24 protein-coding genes are annotated in these 22,929 nt (G+C 76.7%); 9 read left to right on the forward strand and 15 right to left on the reverse strand.

The genetic code is table 11. The features are described 5' to 3' along the window. The first annotated feature begins 9 nt into the window (after positions 1-9). Positions 10-1,761, forward strand: coding sequence for a sensor histidine kinase (locus tag BMZ16_RS09560; RefSeq protein ID WP_089800058.1), 1,752 nt, complete (start codon positions 10-12; stop codon positions 1,759-1,761). Between the two features lie 61 nt (positions 1,762-1,822). On the opposite strand, the gene BMZ16_RS09565 is transcribed toward BMZ16_RS09560, so the two are convergent. Beyond that, positions 1,823-2,449: a response regulator gene (locus tag BMZ16_RS09565; RefSeq protein WP_089799756.1), complete on the reverse strand. Its 627-nt coding sequence runs from the start codon at positions 2,447-2,449 to the stop codon at positions 1,823-1,825. An 85-nt stretch (positions 2,450-2,534) separates the two neighbouring features. Here BMZ16_RS09565 and BMZ16_RS09570 point away from each other — a divergent pair, with 85 nt between their 5' ends. After that, on the forward strand, positions 2,535-3,479 hold the full coding sequence (locus BMZ16_RS09570; protein WP_255366497.1) for an NAD(P)-dependent oxidoreductase: 945 nt from the start codon (positions 2,535-2,537) through the stop codon (positions 3,477-3,479). A 6-nt stretch (positions 3,480-3,485) separates the two neighbouring features. On the opposite strand, the gene mutM is transcribed toward BMZ16_RS09570, so the two are convergent. The 6 genes from mutM to coaD all read right to left on the reverse strand — a co-directional run bounded on the left by mutM (position 3,486) and on the right by coaD (position 7,253). After that, positions 3,486-4,502 (reverse strand): bifunctional DNA-formamidopyrimidine glycosylase/DNA-(apurinic or apyrimidinic site) lyase, encoded by a 1,017-nt coding sequence (mutM, locus tag BMZ16_RS09575; RefSeq protein ID WP_089799760.1) that lies wholly within the window; start codon positions 4,500-4,502, stop codon positions 3,486-3,488. A gap of 3 nt (positions 4,503-4,505) precedes the next feature. Continuing rightward, a complete protein-coding gene (gene rnc, locus BMZ16_RS09580) occupies positions 4,506-5,246 on the reverse strand; it encodes a ribonuclease III (RefSeq protein ID WP_089799762.1) in 741 nt (246 codons plus the stop codon). A 46-nt stretch (positions 5,247-5,292) separates the two neighbouring features. Continuing rightward, on the reverse strand, positions 5,293-5,490 hold the full coding sequence (gene rpmF, locus BMZ16_RS09585) for a 50S ribosomal protein L32 (RefSeq protein WP_089799764.1): 198 nt from the start codon (positions 5,488-5,490) through the stop codon (positions 5,293-5,295). Between the two features lie 2 nt (positions 5,491-5,492). After that, positions 5,493-6,071 carry a YceD family protein gene (locus BMZ16_RS09590; protein WP_089799766.1) on the reverse strand — a complete coding sequence of 193 codons (579 nt, stop codon included), beginning with the start codon at positions 6,069-6,071 and terminating at the stop codon, positions 5,493-5,495. Between the two features lie 178 nt (positions 6,072-6,249). Further along, positions 6,250-6,750 (reverse strand): hypothetical protein, encoded by a 501-nt coding sequence (locus BMZ16_RS09595; RefSeq protein ID WP_089799768.1) that lies wholly within the window; start codon positions 6,748-6,750, stop codon positions 6,250-6,252. Further along, complete coding sequence (coaD, locus tag BMZ16_RS09600) at positions 6,747-7,253, reverse strand: pantetheine-phosphate adenylyltransferase (RefSeq protein WP_089799770.1); 507 nt, start codon at positions 7,251-7,253, stop codon at positions 6,747-6,749. The genes BMZ16_RS09595 and coaD overlap by 4 nt, the downstream gene beginning before the upstream one ends. Positions 7,254-7,314: 61 nt before the next feature. On the opposite strand from coaD, the gene BMZ16_RS09605 reads away from it, so the two are divergent. Both BMZ16_RS09605 and BMZ16_RS09610 read left to right on the forward strand, forming a co-directional pair. Further along, positions 7,315-7,932 carry a GNAT family N-acetyltransferase gene (locus tag BMZ16_RS09605; protein WP_089799772.1) on the forward strand — a complete coding sequence of 206 codons (618 nt, stop codon included), beginning with the start codon at positions 7,315-7,317 and terminating at the stop codon, positions 7,930-7,932. Between the two features lie 43 nt (positions 7,933-7,975). Next, positions 7,976-9,205, forward strand: coding sequence for a saccharopine dehydrogenase family protein (locus BMZ16_RS09610; protein WP_089799774.1), 1,230 nt, complete (start codon positions 7,976-7,978; stop codon positions 9,203-9,205). A gap of 13 nt (positions 9,206-9,218) precedes the next feature. Here the strand turns inward: BMZ16_RS09610 and BMZ16_RS09615 are convergent, their stop codons facing one another. Continuing rightward, positions 9,219-9,905 (reverse strand): HD domain-containing protein, encoded by a 687-nt coding sequence (locus BMZ16_RS09615; protein ID WP_089799776.1) that lies wholly within the window; start codon positions 9,903-9,905, stop codon positions 9,219-9,221. Positions 9,906-10,093: 188 nt separating this feature from the next. On the opposite strand from BMZ16_RS09615, the gene BMZ16_RS09620 reads away from it, so the two are divergent. Together BMZ16_RS09620 and BMZ16_RS09625 are read left to right on the forward strand one after the other, a co-directional pair. After that, the gene (locus tag BMZ16_RS09620; RefSeq protein ID WP_089799778.1) at positions 10,094-10,900 is read left to right on the forward strand and encodes an alpha/beta fold hydrolase; all 807 of its coding nucleotides are present in this window, start codon (positions 10,094-10,096) and stop codon (positions 10,898-10,900) included. Continuing rightward, entirely contained in the window at positions 10,897-12,105 is a 1,209-nt protein-coding gene (locus BMZ16_RS09625) for a PP2C family protein-serine/threonine phosphatase (RefSeq protein ID WP_177199634.1), read from the forward strand. The genes BMZ16_RS09620 and BMZ16_RS09625 overlap by 4 nt, the downstream gene beginning before the upstream one ends. Before the next feature lie 19 nt (positions 12,106-12,124). Here BMZ16_RS09625 and rsmD read toward each other — a convergent pair whose 3' ends face one another. From rsmD to BMZ16_RS09650, 5 genes are read right to left on the reverse strand one after another with little or no spacing between them, the layout of a single operon-like run. Beyond that, positions 12,125-12,697: a 16S rRNA (guanine(966)-N(2))-methyltransferase RsmD gene (gene rsmD / locus BMZ16_RS09630; protein ID WP_089799782.1), complete on the reverse strand. Its 573-nt coding sequence runs from the start codon at positions 12,695-12,697 to the stop codon at positions 12,125-12,127. Then, on the reverse strand, positions 12,694-14,376 hold the full coding sequence (locus BMZ16_RS09635; protein WP_255366506.1) for a DUF6297 family protein: 1,683 nt from the start codon (positions 14,374-14,376) through the stop codon (positions 12,694-12,696). Before BMZ16_RS09635 ends, rsmD begins: the two co-directional genes overlap by 4 nt. After that, complete coding sequence (locus tag BMZ16_RS09640; RefSeq protein ID WP_089799784.1) at positions 14,373-15,059, reverse strand: ABC transporter ATP-binding protein; 687 nt, start codon at positions 15,057-15,059, stop codon at positions 14,373-14,375. The genes BMZ16_RS09635 and BMZ16_RS09640 overlap by 4 nt, the downstream gene beginning before the upstream one ends. 49 nt (positions 15,060-15,108) lie before the next feature. Further along, positions 15,109-17,352 (reverse strand): ATP-dependent DNA helicase RecG, encoded by a 2,244-nt coding sequence (locus BMZ16_RS09645; RefSeq protein WP_089800063.1) that lies wholly within the window; start codon positions 17,350-17,352, stop codon positions 15,109-15,111. A 1-nt stretch (position 17,353) separates the two neighbouring features. Next, positions 17,354-18,898: a DAK2 domain-containing protein gene (locus BMZ16_RS09650; RefSeq protein WP_177199635.1), complete on the reverse strand. Its 1,545-nt coding sequence runs from the start codon at positions 18,896-18,898 to the stop codon at positions 17,354-17,356. Positions 18,899-19,232: 334 nt separating this feature from the next. On the opposite strand from BMZ16_RS09650, the gene rpmB reads away from it, so the two are divergent. Together rpmB and BMZ16_RS09660 are read left to right on the forward strand one after the other, a co-directional pair. Then, entirely contained in the window at positions 19,233-19,424 is a 192-nt protein-coding gene (gene rpmB, locus BMZ16_RS09655) for a 50S ribosomal protein L28 (RefSeq protein WP_046528726.1), read from the forward strand. A 124-nt stretch (positions 19,425-19,548) separates the two neighbouring features. Further along, a complete protein-coding gene (locus BMZ16_RS09660) occupies positions 19,549-20,073 on the forward strand; it encodes a GNAT family N-acetyltransferase (protein ID WP_089799788.1) in 525 nt (174 codons plus the stop codon). 99 nt (positions 20,074-20,172) lie between these two features. Here BMZ16_RS09660 and BMZ16_RS09665 read toward each other — a convergent pair whose 3' ends face one another. Further along, positions 20,173-21,147 carry a thiamine-phosphate kinase gene (locus BMZ16_RS09665; protein WP_089799790.1) on the reverse strand — a complete coding sequence of 325 codons (975 nt, stop codon included), beginning with the start codon at positions 21,145-21,147 and terminating at the stop codon, positions 20,173-20,175. 78 nt (positions 21,148-21,225) lie between these two features. Here BMZ16_RS09665 and BMZ16_RS09670 point away from each other — a divergent pair, with 78 nt between their 5' ends. Then, positions 21,226-21,699: a DUF3515 family protein gene (locus BMZ16_RS09670; protein WP_089799792.1), complete on the forward strand. Its 474-nt coding sequence runs from the start codon at positions 21,226-21,228 to the stop codon at positions 21,697-21,699. 12 nt (positions 21,700-21,711) lie between these two features. Here BMZ16_RS09670 and BMZ16_RS09675 read toward each other — a convergent pair whose 3' ends face one another. After that, on the reverse strand, positions 21,712-22,884 hold the full coding sequence (locus BMZ16_RS09675; protein ID WP_089799794.1) for a D-alanine--D-alanine ligase family protein: 1,173 nt from the start codon (positions 22,882-22,884) through the stop codon (positions 21,712-21,714). Between the last annotated feature and the right edge of the window lie 45 nt (positions 22,885-22,929).

The following is a 22,929-nucleotide window of genomic DNA, read 5'->3' on the forward strand; positions in this document are numbered from 1 at the left end:
CGGGGCGAGATGCGGGAGGTGGCGGGACGGCTCCCGACGGCGGGGACGCCGTTCGAGCGCGGGGTCATCAGCGACCGCCCGCCGGCCCCCGCTCCCCTCACCGGGGACGCGCTGACGGACCTGCTCGGTGCGATGCTCGCGGTCGCCGGTCATCTCGAGCTGTCCGCCGTCCTCGACCGCTTCGTGCAGGTCAGCGCCGAGCTGACGCACGCCCGGTACGGCGCGATCAACGTCCTGGACGACTCGGGGACCTCGACGACGTTCGTCTACACCGGCGTGCCGACCGCTGTCGCACGGATGCTGCGGCACCCCCCGCACGCGCAGGGCGTCCTGGGGCAGATCCCCCACGAGGGCGTGCTGCGCCTGGACGACCTGACCCAGCACCCGGCGTTCCAGGGCTGGCCGGCCCACCACCCGCCCATGGGGTCGTTCCTCGGGGCGTCGGTGAAGGTCGGCGAGCACGTGTTCGGCCAGCTCTACCTCTCGGAGAAGGAGGGCGGCGGCCCGTTCACCGCGGGCGACGAGCGGATGGTGGTCGCCCTGGCCGCCGCCGCCGGGGTCGCCGTCGCCAACGCCCAGCTCTACGCCGAGGCGGAGCGCCGGGAGCACTGGCTGCGCGCCGGCCAGGACATCACCACCATGCTCCTCGAGGGCGTGGACGAGGAGTCGGCGCTCGAGCACGTGGCACGCACCGCGCGCGAGGTCGCCGGCGCGGACACCGCCGCGCTCGCCCTGCCCGGCATGGGCGGCGAGCTGTTCATCGAGCTGGCCGACGGCTACCACGCGGCCGAGCTGACGGGCCTGGTCATGCCCCGCGGCGGACGCGCCTGGACGGTCCTCGAGGAGGGCCGCGGGCTGCTCACGCCGTCCCTGTCCGCGTCGCGGACCGTCAAGGTCGACGAGATGCGCGCCTTCGGCCCGGCGATGTTCGCCCCGCTGCACTCCTCCGGCCGCGGCGTCGGCGTGCTCGTCCTGCTGCGCCGCATCGGCCGCACCCCGTTCGACGAGCGCGACCTGGCCACCGCCGAGTCGTTCGCCGCCCAGGCGGCCCTCGCGTACGTGCTCGCCGAGGCCCGGCACGCGCAGGACGTCGCCGCCCTCCTCGACGAGCGCGAGCGCATCGCGCGGGACCTGCACGACCTGGCCATCCAGCAGCTGTTCGCGACCGGCATGCAGCTGGAGACCGTGCGTCGCCGGGCAGCGCGCGGCGTCGACCCCCAGGAGCTCACGAGCATCGTCGAGGAGGCCCTGGACAACGTCGACAGCTCGGTGCGCCAGATCCGCCAGATCGTCTACGCGCTGCGTGACCCGGACGCCGCCACGGGGCTGGTCGAGCGCCTGCGCCGCGAGGCGTCGCTCGCCCGCACCGGCCTGGGCTTCGCCCCGTCCCTGGTGCTCTCGCTCGACGGCGAGGACCTGTCGCAGGACGACGTCGACGCGCAGGACCACATCGACGAGCGCCTCGAGCAGCAGCTCACCGACGACGTCGTGGCCGTGGTGCGCGAGGGGCTGGCCAACGCCGCGCGGCACGCGCAGGCGTCCTCGGTGGCCGTCCGCGTCGCGGTGCGCGGGTCCGGGCCGACCGGGTCGGTCGAGGTCGACGTCGAGGACGACGGCGTGGGCCTGCCCGCCGGCCGGGAGCGCAGCTCCGGGACGGGCAACCTGGCGGCCCGCGCGCGGCAGCACGGCGGGACGTTCAGCATCGGCACCGCACCCAGCGGCGCGGGCACGCTGCTCATGTGGCAGGCGCCGCTCGGCTGACCGGGCGTCCCGGGCACGGGCGTCCCGGGCGGCGCACCGGCGACGGTGCGCCGCGGGGCCGTCAGTGCCCGGGCTCGGCCCGCCAGCCGGAGTTCTTGCGCGACGCCACCCAGGCGGCGACCTGCGTGCGTCGCTGCAGCCCCATCTTCGCCAGCAGCGACGTGATGTGGTTCTTCACCGTCTTCTCGGCGACACCGAGGCGCTCGGCGATCTCGCGGTTGGACAGGCCCTCGCCGATGAGGTCGAGCACGCGCAGCTCGCTGGGCGTCAGCGACTCCGTCGGGTCCTCGTGGCCGGCACGGCGGCGGGCGACCGTGCGGTCGTCGAGCAGCGTGCGCCCGGCCGCCACGGCGCGGATCACGTCGGTGATCTCCGCCCCGCGGACGCTCTTGAGCAGGTAGGCGGCCGCACCGGCGTCGAGCGCCGCGGCGAGCGCGTCGTCGTCGTCGAACGACGTCAGGACGACGGCGCGCGCCTCGGGCAGCGTCTCGCGGACCTGCTGGATGAGGTCGATGCCCGTGCCGTCCGGCATCTGCAGGTCGACGAGCATGACCTGCGGCCGCACCAGGTTGGCGCGCCGGACGCCGTCGGCGACCGACCCGGCCTCGGCGACGACGGTCATGCCGTCGGTGCGCTCGACGACCTCGGCGATGCCGCGGCGGACGACCTCGTGGTCGTCGACGATCATGACGGAGATGGGTCCGGGCCGGGCGCCCGGTGCGGGCGGCGGCGTCGACTGACTCGTGGCTGACACCCTGGCATCGTATCGACCCGTGACCACGATCCTCCTCCCGACATCCGTCCACGGCGCGCCGTCGCTGCCCACGGGCGTCACCACCGTCCCCTACGACGTCGCCGCGCCGCCGCCGCCGCAGGCCGCGCACGCCGACGCGGTCGTCGTCTGGGGCAACCCCGACGACCGGTTGGCCGAGCTCGCCGCCGCCGCGCGCCACGTGCGGTGGGTGCAGACCCTGGCCGCGGGCCCCGACGCCGTCCTCGCCGCGGGGTTCGCCCCCGGGGCTGTCGTGACCAACGGGCGCGGCCTGCACGACGCGACCGTCGCCGAGCACGTCCTCGCGCTGACGCTCGCGTGCGTGCGCAGCGTGCCCGGCATGGTCCGGGCGCAGGCGGCGCACCGCTGGGCCGACGAGCTCGGCGGCCTGCAGCCCCTGCACGACCCCGCGCGGGTGCGCACCCTGACGGACGCGCACGTGACCGTCTGGGGCTTCGGCTCGATCGCGGCCCGCCTGACACCGCTCCTGAGGGGTCTGGGTGCCCGTGTGACGGGCGTGGCGACCATGGCGGGGGTGCGCGACGGGGTGCGCGTCGTGACGCCCGCCGACCTGCCCGAGATCCTGCCGACGACGGACGTGCTCATCGGGCTGCTCCCGGCGCGGGACTCGACGCACCACGCGATCGACGCCCGGGTGCTGGGCCTGCTGCCGACCCGCGCGTGGGTCGTCAACGCGGGCCGCGGCTCGACGCTCGACGAGGACGCGCTGCTCGCCGCGGTCCGCGCGCACGGCATCGCGGGGGCGGCGCTCGACGTGTTCGACACCGAGCCGCTGCCGGCCGGCTCACCGCTGTGGGACGAGCCGGACGTGCTGATCAGCCCGCACGCGGCAGGTGGGCGACCGGTCGGCTGGCAGGACCTGGTGGCGGAGAACGTCGACCGCTTCCTGGCCGGTCGCCCCCTGCGCAACGTCGTGCCGCGGTGAGCCGCGTCAGGCGCGCGGGCGCCGGGGGCGGGGCTGGCAGCGGGGGCAGGTGAAGGACGACCGGTTGGCGAACGCGTCGCGCCGCACGGGCGTGCCGCACCGCGGGCACGGACGGCCCTCCTGGCCGTAGACCGCCAGGGACCGGTCGAAGTAGCCCGACGCGCCGTTGACGTCGACGTACAGCGCGTCGAAGCTCGTCCCGCCCTGGGCCAGCGCCTCGGACATGACCTCCGCGGCGGCGTCCAGGACGCGCGCCACCTCGGCGCGCCGCAGCGTCGCGGTGGGGCGGCCCCCGTGCAGCCGCGCGCGCCACAGCGCCTCGTCCGCGTAGATGTTGCCGATGCCCGACACGAGCGTCTGGTCGAGCAGGGCGCGCTTGAGCTCGGTGCGCCGGGACCGCACGGCGTCGACCACGGCAGCGCGGTCGAGCGCCGGGTCCAGCAGGTCGCGGGCGATGTGCGCGACGGGCGCCGGCACGACGGCCCGCGGCGAGCCGAGCCCACCGGGCGCGCCGTCGGCGGTCGGGAGCAGGTCCGGCACGGACAGGTGCCCGAAGGTGCGCTGGTCCACGAAGTCCAGGGCCGACCCGTCGTCGAGGGCGAACCGCACGCGCAGGTGCGGGTGGTCGACCCAGCCCTCCGGGCCGGGCGCGGCCACGAGGTCGGGCACGTCGACCGGGTCGGGCGGCCCAGGACGGTCGAGGCGGCCCGCGGGGCCGGTCACCACGACGGTCGCGGGCCGTCCCGGCCCACGCACCAGCAGCTGGCCGCTCATGCCGAGGTGCGCCAGCAGGGCGTCGTCGCCGTGCCCCGGCCCGGCGTCGAGGAGCAGCCACAGGAACTTCCCGCGCCGCACCGCGGCCTCGAGCCGCCGTCCCGTCAGGCGCGCGGCGAAGTCGACAGGACCGCCGTCGTGCCGGCGCACGGAGTAGTCGCGCCGCACCTCGACGCCGACGACGGTGCGGCCGAGCACGTGCCGCGCGAGGCCGTCACGGACGGTCTCGACCTCGGGGAGCTCGGGCACGCGTCAGCGCGGCTCGACGGCCGCGTCCTGCGTCGCCCCGGCGTCGGCCGCCGCGGCGTCGCGCAGCGCGCTCAGGGTGGTCCACGCGGCTGCGGCGGCCTCCTGCTCCGCGACCTTCTTGGCCGGTCCGGTGCCGCTGCCGCGGACCTCGCCGCCCACGACCGCCCGGGCGGTGAACGTGCGGGCGTGGTCGGGGCCCTCGCCCGTGACCTCGTAGTACGGAGCGCCGAGCCCGAGTGCGGCGGACAGCTCCTGCAGGGAGGTCTTCCAGTCGAGGCCGGCGCCCAGGTCGGCGGCGGCGGCCAGGGTCGGGCTCACCAGGCGGTCGACCAGCTCGCGCGCCGGCTCGAGACCGTGGGAGAGGTAGACCGCGCCGAAGATCGCCTCGAGCGTGTCGGACAGGATCGAGTCCTTGTCCTTGCCGCCGGTGGCGAGCTCACCCTTGCCGAGCAGCACGTAGTCGCCGAGGTCGAGGGTGCGCGCGACGCGGGCGAGGGCGCGCTGCGACACGGTGGCCGCGCGCATCTTGGCCAGGTCGCCCTCCGAGTGCGAGGGGTGCGCCCGGTACAGGTGCTCGGTGACGACGAGCCCCAGCACGGTGTCGCCCAGGAACTCCAGGCGCTCGTTGGTGGGGATGCCGCCCGCCTCGTGGGCGAACGAACGGTGCGTCAGTGCCAGCACGAGAAGCTCGGGGTCCAGGTGGACCCCGAGCTTCTCGAGGAGCTGCTGCGCTGCCGTGCTCACGCGACGTCGGTGTCGACGGGTGTGCCGGTCATCGTCTGCCCGAGGGTCAGACGGCCTCGTGCTCGCTGCGCACGGCCTCGACGTAGCGACGGCCGTTGTACGCACCGCACGACGGGCACGCGATGTGCGGCCGCGTCTGCGACTTGCACTGGGGGCAGGTGGTGAGCGTCGTGGCAGTGGTCTTCCACTGCGACCGACGCGCACGGGTGTTGCTGCGCGACATCTTGCGCTTCGGAACCGCCACGGTCAGCTCTCTCTCTTCTCGTCGTCAGGACCCAGCAGCCCGCCGAGGGCGGCCCACCGGGGGTCGATCGTGTCGTGCGTGTGGTCCGGGTCGTCCGCGAGCCGCTCCCCGCACTGCGGGCACAGGCCCGGGCAGTCCGGCCGGCACAGGGGCCGGAAGGGCAGCGCGGGCACGACCGCGTCCCGCAGCGCGGGCTCGAGGTCGACCAGGTCGCCCTCCAGCTCGCGCACGTCCTCGTCCTCGTCGTCCCCGCTGTCGACCGCGGCCTCGGCACGCTCAGGGTAGACGTACAGCTCCTGCACCGTGGCGTCGACAGGCTCGACGACCCGGTCCAGGCACCGCACGCACTCCCCGACGGCCTCGCCGTGGATCGACCCGGAGACCAGGACCCCCTCCATGACCGCCTCGAGCCGCAGATCCAGCTCGAGGTCGCTCCCGGCGGGGATGCCGATCATGCCACTGCCGAGCTCGTCGGGTGCCGCGACGGTCCGCTGCACGGTCCGCATCGATCCCGGACGTCGGCCGAGCTCGTGCGTCTCGAGCACGAACGGCGAACGGGGATCGAGGTGGGCTGGGCGCACGGTCCGGTCCCCTCGTTCCAGGTGGTGCCGTGCGCGGACGCGCGGCACCGAGTTGATGGCATTGACGGCTCGGCCCACGCCATGACAGGCAGGACCAACCGTCAACTCTACGTCACGTCGGACGCTCGCCCAAACCACGGGGCGACGTCGGCGCCCGCCACGCGACCAGGACGGGCCGTCAGCCCGCCTCGCCGGGGGCGAGCCGGCCGGCGAGCTTGGCCCGCCCGGCCTGGACCTGCGACAGCACCTTGCCCAGGTCGATCTCGAAGTCCGCGAGCCGGCGGTCGCAGTAGTCGTCGGCGTCCCGCCGCAGCGCCTGCGCCGTCTCCTGCGCGTCGGCGACGATCTGTGCCGCGCGCTCCTGCGCCGCGACGACGACGCTCTCCTGCTCCACCAGCTCGGCGGCGCGGGCCCGCGCCCGGGCCAGGACGGCGTCCGCCTCGGCCTGGGCCGCCTGGCGCGCCGCATCGGCGTCGGCCAGCACCTCGTCGGCGCGGTACAGCTGGTCCGGCAGCGCCGCGCGCACCTGGTCGACGAGCTCCAGCAGCTCGGCCCGGTTGACCAGCACCGACGAGGACATCGGCATGGCCCGGGCCTGCGCCACCGCCTCCTCGATCGCGTCGAGGACCCCCGCCACCCCCTCGGTGCGCTCCTCGGTGTCGTCCACGTGCTCCGTCATCGTCCGTCCTCTCCCCCACCCGCCGACGCGGGTGCCAGTGCCTGCCGCACGGCCGCCGCCACCGCGGGCGTCACCATGTCGTCGATCGGCCCGCCGTGCCGGGCCACGTCCTTGACCAGGGACGACGCGATGTGCGCCAGCCCGGGGTCGCCGAGGACGAAGACCGTCTCGACCCCCGACAGGTGCCGGTTCATCAGCGCCATCGCGAGCTCCGCGTCCAGGTCCGCACCGCTGCGCAGCCCCTTGACGACCGCACGGGCCCCCAGGTCGCGCACGAGGTCGACCAGCAGGCCGTCGGTCGCCACGACGCGCACGCCGTCGGTGCCCGCCAGGGCGTCCTGCGCCAGCCGCACGCGCTCCTCAGGTCCCAGCAGGGACCGCTTGGACGAGTTGTGCGCGACCGCCACGACGACCTCGTCGAACATCGTCCGGGCACGCCGCACGACGTCGACGTGACCCAGCGTGATCGGGTCGAACGACCCCGGGCAGACCGCGATGCTCACGGACGCCAACCTACGTCACGCACCCGCGACGGTCCCGGCGGCAGGCCGCTAGCGTGCGGTGATGGCGACGATCCGGCCCGCGACCCCGGCGGACGCGCCCGACCTGCGCACGGTCTGCGCGCTCGCGTACCGCGACAACCCGCTGATGCGCTGGGTCCTGCCCGACGACGCGACCCGCACGGACGCGTGCGCCGCCTGGCTGGGGCCCTCCCTGGACCGGTACGTCGCGACCGGCCGCGTCGACGTGCTGACGGTCGACGACGAGCCCGTCGCGCTGGCGGCCTGGCGGCTCCCCGGTGCGGACGCCACGCCGCACGTCACGGCCACGCTCCCCCGCCCCGCGGGCGTGCTGCAGGCCCTGGTCGGCGCGCATCGCGCGGCGGAGGTGCTCGGCGCGCTGGGCCGGGCGTCGGACCTCGCGCCGACCACGCCGGGCCCCTACCTCAACTACCTCGCCGTGCACCCGGACCACCAGGGGCACGGCCTCGGTGGGCAGCTGCTGCGCCACGGGCTGGCGGGGACGGCCGGTGCGGGGGGCACGGCCTGGCTCGGCACGACCGACCGCCGCAACCTGCCGTTCTACGGGCGCCACGGTCTCGTGGTGGCCGGGGTGGTGACGCTGGGCACCTCCGGGCCGGACCTCACGGTCCTGCACGCGCCTCCCCACCCGCCGTCCTGACGCCGCGGTTGCGGGCCGGGCCGGGCCCCGCGAGCCTGTCCGGATGACGGGCACCGGGCGAGACCACGACATCGTCCTCCTCGGAGCGACCGGGTTCGCCGGCGCGCTCGTGGCCGAGCACCTCGCCCGGCACGCACCGCCGGACACGCGTGTCGCGCTCGCCGGACGGTCCGCCGACCGGCTCGCCGAGGTCCGCGAGGGGCTTCCCGAGGTGGCCCACGGCTGGCCGCTCCTCGCGGCGGACACCGGCGACGACGCGTCGCTGCGGGCGCTCGCCCGGGGCACCCGCGTGCTGGTGAGCACCGTCGGGCCGTACCTCCAGCACGGGATGCCGGTCGTCGAGGCGTGCGCCCGGGCAGGGACCCACTACGCGGACCTCACCGGCGAGGTGCCCTTCGTGCGGCGCGCCGCGGACGCGTTCGACGACGTGGCCCGCGCCACCGGGGCCCGGCTGGTGCACGCGTGCGGGTACGACGCGGTCCCGTCCGACCTCGCGATGCTCACCCTGCACCGGCGGGTGGCGGCGGACGGCGCCGGCACGCTCCGCCACGTCCGGCTCGTCGCGTCCGCGCGGGGCGGGCTGAGCGGCGGGACGATCGCGTCGGTCCGCGGCCTCGCGGAGCTCGCAGCGCGCGACGCGCAGGTGCGGCGCCTGCTGGCCGACCCGTACGCCCTGAGCCCCGACCGTGCGGCCGAGCCCACCGTCCCCCAGCCGCCGGACCTCCCCGTCCCCGGCCGGACGGTCGACGGCGGCTGGGTCGGCCCGGCGCCCATGGGCTCGTTCGACTCCCGCCTGGTGCGGCGCTCCAACGCGCTGCAGGGCTGGGCGTACGGCCGCGACCTGCGCTACCAGGAGGTCGCCTGGACGGGCCGCGGGCTGCGCGGGGCGCTGGCCGCGGCCGGGCTCGCCGCGGGCCTGCCGCTCGGGCTCGCGGCCCTCGCCGTCCCGCAGGCCCGCGCCCTCCTCGGACGGTTCGTGCCCGCTCCCGGCACGGGTCCCGACGAGGAGACCCGCCGCACGGGGTGGTTCCGCATGGAGGTGCACGCGCTGACGACCGACGGGCACGCGTACCGGGCGCTCGCGGCGGGCAGCGGCGACCCGGGCTACGCGGCGACGTCCGTGATGCTCGGCCAGAGCGCCCTGGCGCTCGCGCTCGACGGCGACCGGCTCCCGGACCGCGCCGGCTCGCTCACCCCGGCCGCGGGGCTCGGGGACGTGCTCGTCGAGCGGCTGCGTGCCGCGGGCCACACCTACGAGGCCGCGCCGCGCTGAGGCCGGGTGCGCGTCAGAGCCCCCAGCGGGAGGCGGCCGCGCGCCGCTCCATGTCCGTGACGTGCGGCGGCTCGCGCCGCTCCTGCACGAAGAGCCACGCGAGGCTCGCGGCCGGCGCACGCCCGGTGGCGCCGTGAGCGTCGGCGACGATCGCGTCGACGAGGCGCGGGGTCAGCCCCAGGCGCGGCAGCTCGGCGGTCACCGCCGTCGCCAGGTCGTCGGGGACGGTGTGCGCGTCGTGCCCGAAGTCCATCGCGATGCCCGCCCGCGTCAGGGCCACCTCGGCCTGCTTGTGCTCGGCGATCCCGACCGACGTGTGCAGGGCGACCGCGTCCCACACGGTGTCCGCCGTCGCTCGCGGCAGGCCCTGGTCGAGTGCGAAGGACCGCGCCAGGTCCGCCCCCTCGACCTCGAAGCGCCGGTCGCCCCGCGCCGGCGCGTGCAGCCCGGTGTCGTGCAGGACGCACGCGACGAACAGCGCGGTGTCGTCGAAGTCCGTGCCCACGCGCCACCCGCGCGTGGCGGCTGCGACGCGCGCGAAGACCCAGCTGCGCACGCTGTGGTGGAGCAGGTGGTCGGGCTCGAGCTCGCGTGCCAGGGCGAGCGCGGCACGCGGGACGGGACCGGACGGCAGCGCGAGCCTGCCGTCGTCGAGGAGGTCGACCAGGCCGTCGGCCGGTGTCGTGGACGAGATCGCCATGGCCCCTATGGTGGCGCGCGGCGCCCGGGCCCGCGAGAGCCGCGACCGCCACGCGTGCGCAGGATCGCGCCAACCCGCCGCCCGGGTCCACCGGAGCACGGTCCCCCACGGTCTCCGGTGGTCCGCATGGTGCCATCGGTGCGCGCCCGGCCGGTGCTGCCCCCGCACCGAGTCGTTAGCCTCGTCGGGTGAGCGCGGTCGACCGGCACGCCGTCCACGTCTCGGGGGTGCCCGGGGCGCGCCCCCTGCTGTTCGCCCACGGGTTCGGGTGCGACCAGCACATGTGGCGGTACGTCGCGCCGCACTTCGAGGACCGGTTCACCGTCGTGACGTTCGACCACGTGGGCGCCGGCGCCTCCGACCTGTCCGCGTACGACCCCGCACGGCACGCCTCGCTCGAGGGCTACGCCCAGGACGTCCTGGCGATCGTCCGGGAGCTCGACCTGCGCGACGTGGTCCTCGTCGGCCACTCGGTGTCGGCGATGATCGGGGTGCTCGCGAGCATCGCCGAGCCCGACCGGTTCGCCGGCCTCGTCCTCGTCTGCCCCTCGCCGCGGTACCTCGACGACGACGGGTACACCGGGGGCTTCACCCGCGCCGACATCTGCGAGCTGCTGGAGTCGCTGGACAGCAACTACCTCGGGTGGTCCAGCGCCATCGCCCCGGCGATCATGGGCAACCCGGACCGCCCGGAGCTCGGCGCCGAGCTCACCGCGAGCTTCTGCCGCACCGACCCGGACATCGCGCGCCGGTTCGCGCGCGCGACCTTCCTCTCCGACGACCGCGCCGCGCTGCCCCGGGTGACGGTGCCGACGCTGGTGCTGCAGTGCACGCACGACGTCATCGCCCCCCTCGCGGTCGGCGAGTACGTCCGCGACGCCGTGCCCGGTGCACGGCTGGTCCTGCTGGACGCGACGGGGCACTGCCCCAACCTCAGCGCCCCGGAGGCGACCACCGCCGCCGTCGCCGCGTTCGTGGACGAGGGCCTGGGGTGAGCGTCCGGCGCCGCGGGCACGCCGAGGTCGTCCACGCCGCGCTCGTCGACGACGCCCCGGAGCTGCGGGACGACCGCGCGCCCTGCGGGTATCTCGCGACCACCCCGGACGGGGTCATCGTCCAGGTCAACGGGACGTTCCTCGCCTGGACGGGCCACCGCCGCGAGGACCTCGTCGGCCGCCGGCGGTTCGTGGACCTGCTGCCGGCCGGCGGGCGGATCTACCACGAGACGCACTACTCCCCCACGCTGCGCCTGCAGGGCGCGGCCCGCGAGGTGGCGCTCGAGATCGTCTGCGCGGACGGGCGACGCCTGCCGGTGCTGGTCAACTCGGTGCTGGACCGGGACGACGACGGCAGCCCGCGCGCCATCCGGACCGCCGTCTTCGACGCCACCGAGCGGCGCCGCTACGAGCAGGAGCTCCTCGCCGCCAAGCGGCGCGCCGAGGACTCCGAGGAGCGGGCGCTGCGGCTCGCGCAGACCCTGCAGCAGACCCTGATCCCCCCGACCCCGCCCCACGTGCCGGGGCTGGACGTGGCGGCGGTCTACCGCCCCGCGGGCGACGGCCGGCACGTGGGCGGCGACTTCTACGACGTGTTCCAGGTCGCCCCCGACGACTGGGTCGCGGTGCTCGGCGACGTCCAGGGCAAGGGGGCGGAGGCCGCGGTCGTCACCGCCCTGGCCCGGTACACCGTGCGCGCCGCGGCCGTGGACCACGAGGCACCGCGCGACGTGCTGGCGACGCTGGACGACGTGCTGCGCCGGGCGGACACGGACCGTTTCTGCACCGCGGTCCTCGCACGGCTGCGCCGCACCCACGGCACCTGGCGGGCGACGGTGGCGTGCGGCGGGCACCCGCTGCCGCTGCTGCGGCGTCCGGGCCGCCGGACGGTGGGCGTCGGCGCGCACGGCCCGCTGCTCGGCATCCTCCCGGCCCCCGTCTTCACGGACACGGACGTGACGCTCGGGCCCGGTGACGCGCTCGTCCTGTTCACGGACGGCGTCACCGAGGGGCGCGGGCGACGCGGCGAGCTCTACGGGGACGACCGTCTGCGGGCCGTCGTGGACGATCACCGGGGCCCGGCGGCCGACGTGACGGAGGCGATCCTCGCCGACGTCATGACCTACCAGGCGGACGACGCCCGCGACGACATCGCGGTGGTCACCGTCGCGGTGGACGGCACCGCCGGCACGGGGCCGTCCTGATCCCGGGACGCGGCGGACGTCAGGCGGGACGTTCCCCGAACCACACCCGGGTCTCGCCGTAGCGGCGGTCGTCCGAGGGGGCCAGCGGCTGCGGCCACGTCGGGGCGGCCGCGCGCGAGGAGCGCTCCACCACCACGACGCCGCCCGGGGCGGTGCAGCGGGCGACGCCCGCGAGCGCCGCCGCGAGCGCGTCCTCCGCCAGGTCGTACGGCGGGTCCAGCAGCACGAGGTCGAACACCTCACCGGCGGGCCCGTCGGCGGGTGCCAGACGGCTCAGGTACCGGTCGACCCGGTCGGCCACGACCTCGACCCGGTCCGTCAGACCCAGCCCGCGCGCGTTGCGACGGCAGACGTCGGCGGCCGTCCGCGCGGCGTCGACGAGCACGACGTGCACCGCACCGCGGCTCGCCGCCTCGAGGCCGAGGGCACCGGACCCGGCGTAGAGGTCGAGCACCCGGGCACCGTCGACGGCGTCCAGGTGCTCCAGCCGCGAGAACAGGGCCTCGCGGACGCGTTCGCTGGTGGGCCGCGTGCCGGACGGGGGCACGACGAGCGTGCGCCCGCCCGCGCTGCCCGCGACGATCCGGGTCACGGGGTCGCCCCCTTGCCCTGGTCCTGCTGCTCGAGCATCCGTTCCATCCAGCCCTTCTCGGCGGTCGACGACGCGATCAGCACTGCCACCACGGACAGCGCGAGCTGCGCGGTCACCATGACGGTGACGACGTCCGTCAGCCCGATGGCGATCCACAGCGGCAGCAGGCAGAACGCCACCAGGTCCGGACCGCGTGCGATGACCTGCAGCACCCCCGACGGCAGCGCACCCGCCGGGGTCGCGATCAGCGGCTTGTCCCAGCGGGGGGCGGGCCGGTACGCCGCGCGCACGGCGGCGGCCGCCCACACGGGGGCCGACGCGACCGCCAGCACCAGCCAGTGCTGCGGGGCGCCCGCCCAGACGCCCACCGCGGTGAGCGCGACGAGGGACCACCCGAGCATGACCAGCCCCGGGACGACCATCCGCAGGCGCCGCACCGTGCGGTCGTCGAGCGGCAGCAGCCGGTCCAGGACGGGGGCCATCTCGGCCCACCGGGCGCCCTCCGCGCTCGCGCTCGACGCCATCCACCCGCCGAGCAGCACGGCGAGGAGCACCCCGACGGGGCTCGCCAGCTGCGGGACGACCGTGGCGAGGACCGGCAGACCGGCCGCGACGACGAGCTGCACGACGTGCCGCAGCGAGCGGCGCAGCACCACGAGGTCGGCCGTCACGAGCGCGGTCGCCGGGCCGCGCGCGGTCCGCAGGCGGGACACCCAGCGCCGCGACGTCGCGGCGGCGCCACCGGTCAGCGCCCGCCCCAGCTCACGGGAGTCCAGCGAGACGACGGCGCCCACCGCCTGCGTCGCCACCGAGCCGCCCTCGCGCAGCGCACGGCCGGGCAGGTCCCCCAGGCGCCGGTCGACGACCACGGCGAGCACCGCCGCGAGGACGGCGGCACCGGCGACGACCGGCCAGGACGGCCCCGGCAGGGTCGCGGGGGCGCGACCGCCGAGCAGGACGGCGACGGCCAGCAGGGGCGCCGTCACCAGCAGGGCGTCGCCCACCAGCGCGATGCGGCGACGCGGCACGCCGAGGCTCTGCGCCACGGCGGCCGCGAGGACGACGACGGCGGCGACGGCAGCCCCGAGCAGCCCGGCACGGACCAGCGCCGCCGCGCCCGTCGCCAGCAGCCCGGCCTCGAGGACGATCACGACCAGGGCGCCGGTCAGCGCCGCCACGACAGGGACGCGCGCGGCCGCGGGCCGCAGCAGGCCGCGGCGGTCGACGGGCAGCGGCAGCCACCACGCGGCCTGGGCACCCTCCACGCCGACCGGACCCAGCCGACCGGCCGTCGACAGCAGCACGCCGGTGGCGGCCAGCAGCAGCACGGCGACCAGCACGGGCAGGCTCAGGCCGCCGCCGGCGTCGCGCACGGGCGGTGCGGGCGGCAGGGAGTCGCCCAGCTGCTGCACGACGCCCAGCACGATCAGCACGGAGATGGCCACGCTGGTCGCGGCGGTGTACACGTCGGTCAGGAGGGAGCCGACGGACGCGCCGGCGCGGGCCCGCGCGGCCTGCGCGGTGTACCGGCGGACGGTCCGCGCGGACGGCACCTCGCCGAGGTCGAAGTCGCCGACGAGCGGGTCCTCGTCGACGTCGTACGGGTCGGTGCCGTACGGCTCGGCGTCGTGCGGCTCGCCGGCGTGCGGGTCGCCCGCGGGCGCGTCGACGTCGGTCACAGCGCGACCCGCGCGATGCGGTCCGCCGCCTCGGCGGGCGACAGGACGCTCGACGCGTCGTCCGCGACGTGCACCGCCTGCGTGCACACCGCAGCGACGAGGTCGGGGTCGTGCGTCGCGATCAGGACCGCACCGCCGGCCTCGCGCTCCGCTCGCAGCCGGTCCGCGAGCCGCGCCCGCATCCGCTGGTCCAGCCGCTGCTCCGGCTCGTCGAGCACGAGCAGCGACCGCGGCCGCACCAGCCCGGCCGCGAGCAGCAGCCGGCGTCGCTGACCGGAGGACAGGGAGACGGGCGTCGCGCGCGCGTGGTCCGCCAGGCCGAACTCGTCCAGCAGGGTGGCCACCTCGTCCTGGGCGTCGAGGACGCCGTGGCCCCGCGCGGTCAGGTACAGGTGCTCCGCCACCGTCAGCGCAGGGAAGTAGGCGTCGTCGTCGAGGACGGACGACACCGCGCGCCGGAACCACACCTGGCGCTCGTCGACCGGGCGGCCCAGCACCTCGACGCGCCCCGCCACGGGCTCGAGCAGGCCCAGGACGGTCTTGAGGACGGTGGACTTGCCCGATCCGTTGGCGCCGACGAGCGCGACGGCGCGCCCCTCGCCCAGCGTGAACGAGACCGGCGCGCACACGGGTGCCGCTCCGTAGCCGACCTGCAGATCACGCACACGCACCACCGGAGCCATGCGGCCAGGGTAGCCAGCGCCCGCGCCTGCTGACGCCGGCGGCCGCGCCTCAGGCGCGGTCGAGGAACTCCTCGCGCTCGCCCGCCAGCGACGCCTCGATCGCCGAGCGGAGCGCCGGCCAGGCCCCCAGGTCGGCGTCGCGCTCGACCAGAGCGCGCGCGTCGGTGCGGGCCCGCGCGATGACGTCGGCGTCCCGGGTCACGCGCAGCAGCCGCAGCGAGCTGCCGCGCCCGTGCTGGGCGGCGCCGAGCACGTCACCCTCGTGGCGCAGCTCCAGGTCGAGCGCGGCCAGCTCGAACCCGTCGGTCGTGGCCGCGAGCGTCTCCAGGCGCGTGTGGGCGTCGGTCCCCGGCTGCGCCGCGCTGACCAGCAGGCACAGCCCCGGCCGCGACCCGCGCCCCACCCGGCCGCGCAGCTGGTGCAGCTGCGACAGGCCGAACCGGTCCGCGTCGAGCACGACCATGACGGTCGCGTCGGGCACGTCCACGCCGACCTCGACGACGGTGGTGGACACGAGCACCGGCGCCTCGCCCGAGGCGAACGCCGCGAACGCCCGGCCCTTCTCCTCAGGGCTCAGCCGTCCGTGCAGCACGCCGATGCCGATCCCGGCGAGGTCGGGCCGCGCCCGCAGCTCCTCGACCACGTCCAGCACCGCCCGCAGGGGTCGTCGCTCCCCCGGCGCCGGCGCGCCGACCGTCGGGTCGGCGTCGAGCACGAGGTCGGACCCGTCCTCGTCGGCCGGGTCGCCCGCGGTGGCGTCCCCGTCGATCCGCGGGCACACGACGTACGCGCGCCCGCCGCCGGCGACCTCCTCGCGCACCCGCTGCCAGGTGCGGTCGGTCCAGCGGGGGTTGTCGGCCGGCACGGTGTGGGTGGTGATGCCCTGCCTCCCGGCCGGCACCTCGCTGAGCACCGACGTCTCGAGGTCCCCGAAGACGGTCATCGCCACGGTCCGCGGGATCGGGGTCGCCGTCATGACCAGCGTGTGCGGGGTGCGACCCGCCTTGGCGCGCAGCGCGTCGCGCTGCTCGACGCCGAACCGGTGCTGCTCGTCGACGACCACCAGACCGAGGTCGGCGAACTGCACGTCCTGGGACAGCAGCGCGTGGGTCCCCACGACGATCCCCGCGGCCCCGCTCGCGGCGTCGAGCATCGCCGCCCGGCGGGCCGCCGTCGGCAGCGACCCGGTGAGGAGCGCCACCCGGGTCGCCCGGCTCGCCCCGCCGAGGAACCCGCCCTCGGCCAGGTCCCCGAGCAGGCCGCGCAGGGTGCGCGCGTGCTGGGCCGCGAGCACCTCGGTGGGTGCCAGCAGCGCCGCCTGCCCGCCCGCGTCGACGACCTGCAGCATCGCGCGCAGCGCCACCACGGTCTTGCCCGAGCCCACCTCGCCCTGCAGCAGCCGCTGCATGGGACGCGGTGCGGCCAGCTCGGCCGCGATCTGCTCCCCGACGGTGCGCTGGCCCGCCGTCAGTGTGAAGGGCAGCCGCTCGTCGAAGGCGTCGAGCAGACCGTCCGCCCGCGGCGGGCGGGCGACCGCCTCCTCACGGGCGACGCGGGCGCGGCGGCGGGCCAGCTCGGCCTGCAGCACCAGCGCCTCCTCGTACCGCAGCCGCTCGCGGCCCCGCTGCCAGTCCACCTCGGCCTGCGGCACGTGCACCAGCCGCAGCGCCTCCAGCAGGGTCGGCAGCGCGTCGCGCTCGCGCAGGTCGGCGGGCACGGGGTCCGGCACGTCGGCCTCCCGCAGCGGGTCGAGCACGGTGCGCACGGCCTGCGCGACCTTCCACGACTCGAACCCGGCGACGGCCGGGTAGACCGGGATCGGTCGCCCCGCCTCGAGCAGCGCCTCGTCCTCGTCGTGGGCGTCGTCGTCGGCGCCGAACAGCCGGCACTCGGGGTGCATGAGCTGCAGGGTGTCGCGGTAGACGGACACCTCACCCGTGAACAGCCCGCGGCGCCCCGGGCGCAGCTGCCCCTGGCGCCACTCCAGCTTCTTGACGTGCGAGGCGAAGAACGTGAGCTCGATGCGGCTGCGGCCGTCCGTGATGGTCGACTGCAGCAGCCCGCGCCCCTGGGCGGTGGGGCGCAGCGACGTCCGGACGACCTCGGCGACGACCGTGACGTGCTCCCCCACGCGCAGGCTCGCCATGTCGGTGAGCGTGCCCGGCTCGGCGTACCGCCGCGGGTAGTGCCGCAGCAGGTCGCCGGCGGTGGTGAGGCCGAGCTTGCCCAGGGCCTTGGCGGTGCGGGCGTTCAGCTTCGTCAGCGGCACGCCCAGCGGGTCGGCGGCGAGCACGTCAGTCCACCCCCACCCACCACGCGGGGCCGACCGCGGGGCCCGCGACGACGACCTCGAGCTCCGGGTGCGCGGCGCCGAGCGCGTCGGCGACGGCACGCACCTGCGCCCCGTCGACCGTGCCGTGCACGAGGGTCAGCCCCTGCGCGTCGTGCGCGTCGCGCAGCAGGTCGACCACCGTCCCGGGCACGGTCCCGAGGTCCGTGGGCACGGCGGCGCGCAGCCGCCGCAGCGCCGCGCGTCCCGCGTCCGGCGCCACCTGCGGGTCCGCCACGAGCGCCAGGCACGCCACGACCGCCGGCCCGTCCCCCGCCGCGGCCAGCACGTCGCAGGTCGGCACGTCAGGAGTCGCCAGGTCACGGGTCGGCAGGCCGCAGTCCGGCAGGTCGGGCGTGCCCGTACCGGGCGCCGGGGGGACCCCGACGCCCGCGTCCACGACCACGACGTGCCCGGCCCGTGTGTCGACCGCCGCGCGGGTGACCTGCTCCGCGTCGGTGCGCCCGCCCACGAGCGTCACCGCGCCGCACGTGGCGTACCACGCGGCGAGCCCGGGCGACCGGGTGAGCACCACGAGGCCCCGCTCGGCCGGCGCCGGCTCGTCCACCCGCCGCACGACGACCTGCTCGCGGACCTCGGCGGGCACCAGCGCCAGGGCGACGGCCGGGTCGTCGCAGTGGACGTGGGCGTGCCACGCGGGGCCCGCGTCGACCACGGCGACCGCGTCGCCCACGCCCTGCAGCGCCGCCGCGAGGCCGTCGAGACCGTCCCACGTGGCGTGCACCAGCATCATCACCTCGTAGGCGCCGCCACCGGCCGGTGGGCAGGAGGCGACGACGTCGGCCCGGGCCTCGGGCAACCACGCCAGGTCCACGTCCTGCGCACCGCCGGGCGCCCCGCCCGTGCGCAGCGTCCGGACGAGCGCGTCGACCACCACCAGCAGGGCGCAGGCGCCCGCGTCGACGACGCGGGCCGCGCGCAGCACGTCGTGCCCGGCGCTGAGCAGTGCGAGGTCCGCGCGCGCCGCGGCGGCGGCGTCCGCCAGCACGTCGACGGCGGCGGTGCGGGTGCCCAGCCCGCGACGGGCGTGCGCGGCCACCTCCCGCGCGACCGTCAGGACGGTGCCCTCCTGCGGGTCGGGCACCGCGGCGGCCGCGGCGCGCGCGGCGCGCTCGAGCGCACCGACGAGAAGTGCGGCACCCGCCCCGTCGGTCGCGGTGGGCGGGAGCGTGTCCGGCACCCCGTCCGCGAACCCGACCAGCCACTGGCTGAGGATGATCCCCGAGCTGCCGCGTGCCGCCCGCGCCGCCCCCGCGGCGAACACCGCCAGGAGCTCCGCGGCACCGGCGTCGCCGCCCGCCCTCGCCACCGCCTGCGCACCGCCCGCGACGGTCAGGGCGACGTTGGAGCCGGTGTCCGCGTCCGGCACCGGGAACACGTTGACCGCGTCGATCCGCTCCCGGGCCGCCCGGCAGGCCGCGAGGGCGCCCTCGGCCCACGCGCGCACGACCGCGGCGTCGAGCGCGACGTGCTGCACGACGACCTCCACCCGCACCTCCCCTGACCGACGTCGACCCGGACCCGGCACGGCTCCGGGCCCCGCACCGGGCACCGCACCGGGCACCGCAGGGGTCCCGCACGTGCCGGCTGCGGGCTCCCGTCCGCGGCCCACTGTCCCGCACCGTACCCACATTTGGGCGTCACCCCGGCGATGGGCTAGTCTTGCCCGGTTGCCCGGACCACCGTCCGGCACCCCCACAGACCTTCCGACGCACCGCCGTGCGGTCCCGGGCCCGCGGGCCCGGCCGATGCGCGGGAGCGCGGGACGTGCACGACCCCGGGTCGCCCGTCGGCCCGCGACAGGACAGAACCAGGAGAAGACCGTGGCTGCCAACTGCGACGTCTGCGCCAAGCGCCCGAGCTTCGGGCACAGCATCTCGCACTCCCACGTGCGTACGAAGCGGCGTTGGAACCCGAACATCCAGCGCGTGCGCGTCGTCGTCGCCGGGACCCCGAAGCGCCTCAACGTGTGCACCTCGTGCCTCAAGGCCGGCAAGGTCCAGCGCGCCGTCTGAGCCGCTGCACCGCCCGGCGACCCGACGGGACGCACGGCGCGGACGCACCAACGACACGCCGAGGGCCCGCGAGCACCAGCTCGCGGGCCTTCGTGCTGCCCGCGACCTGTGGCAGGGTGTCGGCATGGCCGAGCACATCGACGAGGTCACCATCCGTCCCGCGACCACCGACGACGCGGCGGAGATCGCTGCCGTGCACGTGCGCTCGTGGCAGGAGGCCTACGCCGGCATCGTCCCGGCGGAGCACCTGCGGTCGCTCGATCCCGACAGCCGCAGGGAACGGTGGGCGCAGATGCTCGCCGCCGGTCCGGCCGACCACGTCCGCACGCTCGTCGCGGAGTCCGACGGGCGCCTGCTCGGCTTCGCGACGTACGGCCCGAGCCGTGACGAGGACGCCCGCCGCGGGGAGCGCGAGATCTACTCGATCTACCTGGACCCCGGCACGTGGGGGCACGGCGTGGCACGGGACCTGATCCGCAGCGTGCTCGCCGAGGTGGGCGAGCGCACCCCGATGGCGCTGTGGGTGCTGGCGGACAACGCCCGCGCCCGGCACTTCTACCGCCGCCACGGGTTCTCGCCGGACGGCGTCGAGCGGCTCGAGACCATCGGCGGTGCGGACCTGCTCGAGGTGCGGTACCGCCGCGGCTGACCCGCCGGGCCGCAGGTGACACGTCTCGGCCCGACGCGCCGGGTGCCGCGGCCGCCATGACCTGGGCGTCACGACCCGTGCGTCACGACCCGCGGTGCGTCACCCGCCGAAGTGGTCCCACCCCGGGGCGACCGTCGGGGCCGCACCCGCCACGAGCACGTCCTCGGCCCCCCGCTCACGCACGACGCCGACCGCACGGAACGGCGGCGGCAGCACCGCGTCCGGCGGGAACGTCGCGAGCAGGCCGTGGTCCTCTCCCCCGGCCAGCACCCAGCCGACCGGGTCGGCACCGAGCAGCGCGGCCGCCGGCCCGAGGCGCGCGACGTCGTCGGCGAACACGTCGCCGGGGGCGTCGAGGGCGAGCGTCACGCCGCTCGCCCGGGCGAGGCGCCCCGCGTCGACCAGCAGCCCGTCCGACACGTCGAGCATCGCGGTGGCGCCCGCCCGGGCCGCCGCCGGCCCGGCGGCCAGGGCGGGCTCGGGCGAGCGGTAGGCGGCCACCAGACCCGGGTCGGCGTCCTCGCGCCCCGCCGTGAGCAGACCGAGGCCGGCCGCGGACCATCCCCGGCGTCCCGCGTGGGCGACCACGTCACCGGGCCGGGCACCCCCGCGCCGCACCGGGGCGCGCCCCTCGAGGTCCCCGTGCGCGGTCACCGACACCATGAGCGCCGGACCCGACGACAGGTCGCCGCCCACGACACCGACGTCGAGCGGCCGGCACGCGTCCCCGAGCCCGCGCGCGAGGTCCTCGACCCACGCGACGGGCGTCTCCCGCGGCACCACGAGAACGACGACCAGGGCGACCGACCGCGCGCCCATGGCGGCGACGTCGGCGAGGTTCTGCATGGCCGCGCGCCGACCGACGTCCTGCCCGCTCGACCAGCGGCGGCGGAAGTGCACGTCCTCGACCAGCACGTCGCACGTCACGACGTAGCGGCCGTCGGGGGCGGCGACCACGGCCGCGTCGTCGCCGGGCGGGACCAGCGTGCCGGAGCCCACGGGCAGGTGCGGGAGGATCAGGTCCAGCAGGCCCTGCTCGGTGAGGTCGGACACGACGGCAGGATCCCGGGGCACGGGACCACGCTAGACGCTGCGTCGCGGTGCGTGGGCCCACGGGCGTGGGCACCACCGCGCGACGGGTAGCGTGGCGGCGTGCACCACCGTCCCACCGCCGCCGCCCTCGCGGCGAGCAGCGCACTCCTCCTCCTGACGGCCTGCGCCCCGACCGTGCCCGTGACGGTCGCCCCGCACGCCACCGACCCCGTGTGCGCCTCGGTCGTGCTGGCGCTGCCGGACTCGCTCGGCGACGGGCTGGACCGCCTCGACACCGACGCCCAGGCCACCACGGCGTGGGGCGAGCCCGGTGCGGCGCTCGTGCTGCGGTGCGGCGTCGAGCCGCCGGGACCCACCACCGACCAGTGCCGGTCCGTCACGACGCCGCAGGGCCCGACGATCGACTGGGTGGTCGTCGAGGACGACGGCGACTGGACCTTCACCACGTACGGCCGGGTCCCGGCGGTCGAGCTGCGGGTGCCCGAGGCCGTCGCGACGACCTACTCGACGTCCTTCGTCGACCTGCTCGGACCGGCGGTCGCCCTCACGGAGCAGCAGCGCAGCTGCCTGTGACGGGCGCCGCCCTCAGCGCAGGCCGGTGGGCCGCTCGAGCGCGAGGCCGACCAGCTCGTCGACGAGGTCCGCGTAGTCCAGGCCCGTGACCTGCCACATCCGCGGATACATCGAGTACGGCGTGAAGCCGGGCATGGTGTTGATCTCGTTGACGACGACGTCGCCGTCGGGGGTCACGAACACGTCGACGCGGGCGAGGCCCTCGCAGCCCACGGCCTCGAACGCGCGCACCGCGACGTCCTGCACGCGTGCGACGACGTCGGGGTCGAGGTCGGCGGGGCAGGACAGCGTGACGCCCGCCTCGTCGAGGTACTTGGCCTCGAAGTCGTAGAAGCTGTGGCGGGCGTCGGTGACGACGATCTCACCGGGCAGCGACGCGCGGGGCGCGACGCCCCCGCGACCGCCGAGCACACCGCACTCGATCTCGCGTCCGACGAGACCGGCCTCGACGATCACCTTCGGGTCGTGCTCGCGGGCCGCGGCGACCGCCGCCGGGAGGTCGGCGGCGTCGTCGACGCGGGAGATCCCCAGGCTCGACCCGGCGCGGGCCGGCTTGACGAACAGCGGCAGACCGAGGTCCTCCACCCACGACGCGAGGGTCGCGTCGTCGGCCGGCCGCCCACCCGGCAGCACCCGGAAGGGGCCGACGGTCAGGCCGGAGCCGGCCAGCACGAGCTTCATCATGTGCTTGTCCATGCCCACGGCCGACGCCAGGACGCCCGAGCCGACGTAGCGCAGGTCGGCCAGCTCCAGCAGGCCCTGCAGCGTGCCGTCCTCGCCGAACGGGCCGTGCAGCAGCGGGAAGACGACGTCGACGGCACCGAGCGGGGCGTCGAGACGACCGTCGCGGATCACCTGCACGTCGTGCTCGCCCGTGCCCTGCGGCAGCAGCACGCGCGTCGCGGTGTCCTCGACCTCCGGCAGGCGCCCGTCGCGGATCACCCAGCGCTGGGGGTCGTCGTCGGCGAGGACCCACTGGCCCGTGCGCGTGATGCCGACGGCGACCACGTCGTACCGGCTGCGGTCGATGGCGCGCAGCACGCCGCCGGCTGTCGCACAGCTGATGGCGTGCTCGCCGGAGCGCCCCCCGAAGAGCACCATGACCCGGGGGCGGCGACCGCCGGCGGGAGCGTCACCACCGCTGCGGGTGCCGTCGTCGGGCAGGGGCATCTCGGTGGCGTCCATCGCGCACCGACCCTACCCTCCCGCGCTCCGGTCGTGGGCCCGCCC

The sequence above is a fragment of the Cellulomonas sp. KH9 genome (assembly GCF_900114185.1).
Classification (GTDB): Bacteria; Actinomycetota; Actinomycetes; order Actinomycetales; family Cellulomonadaceae; genus Cellulomonas.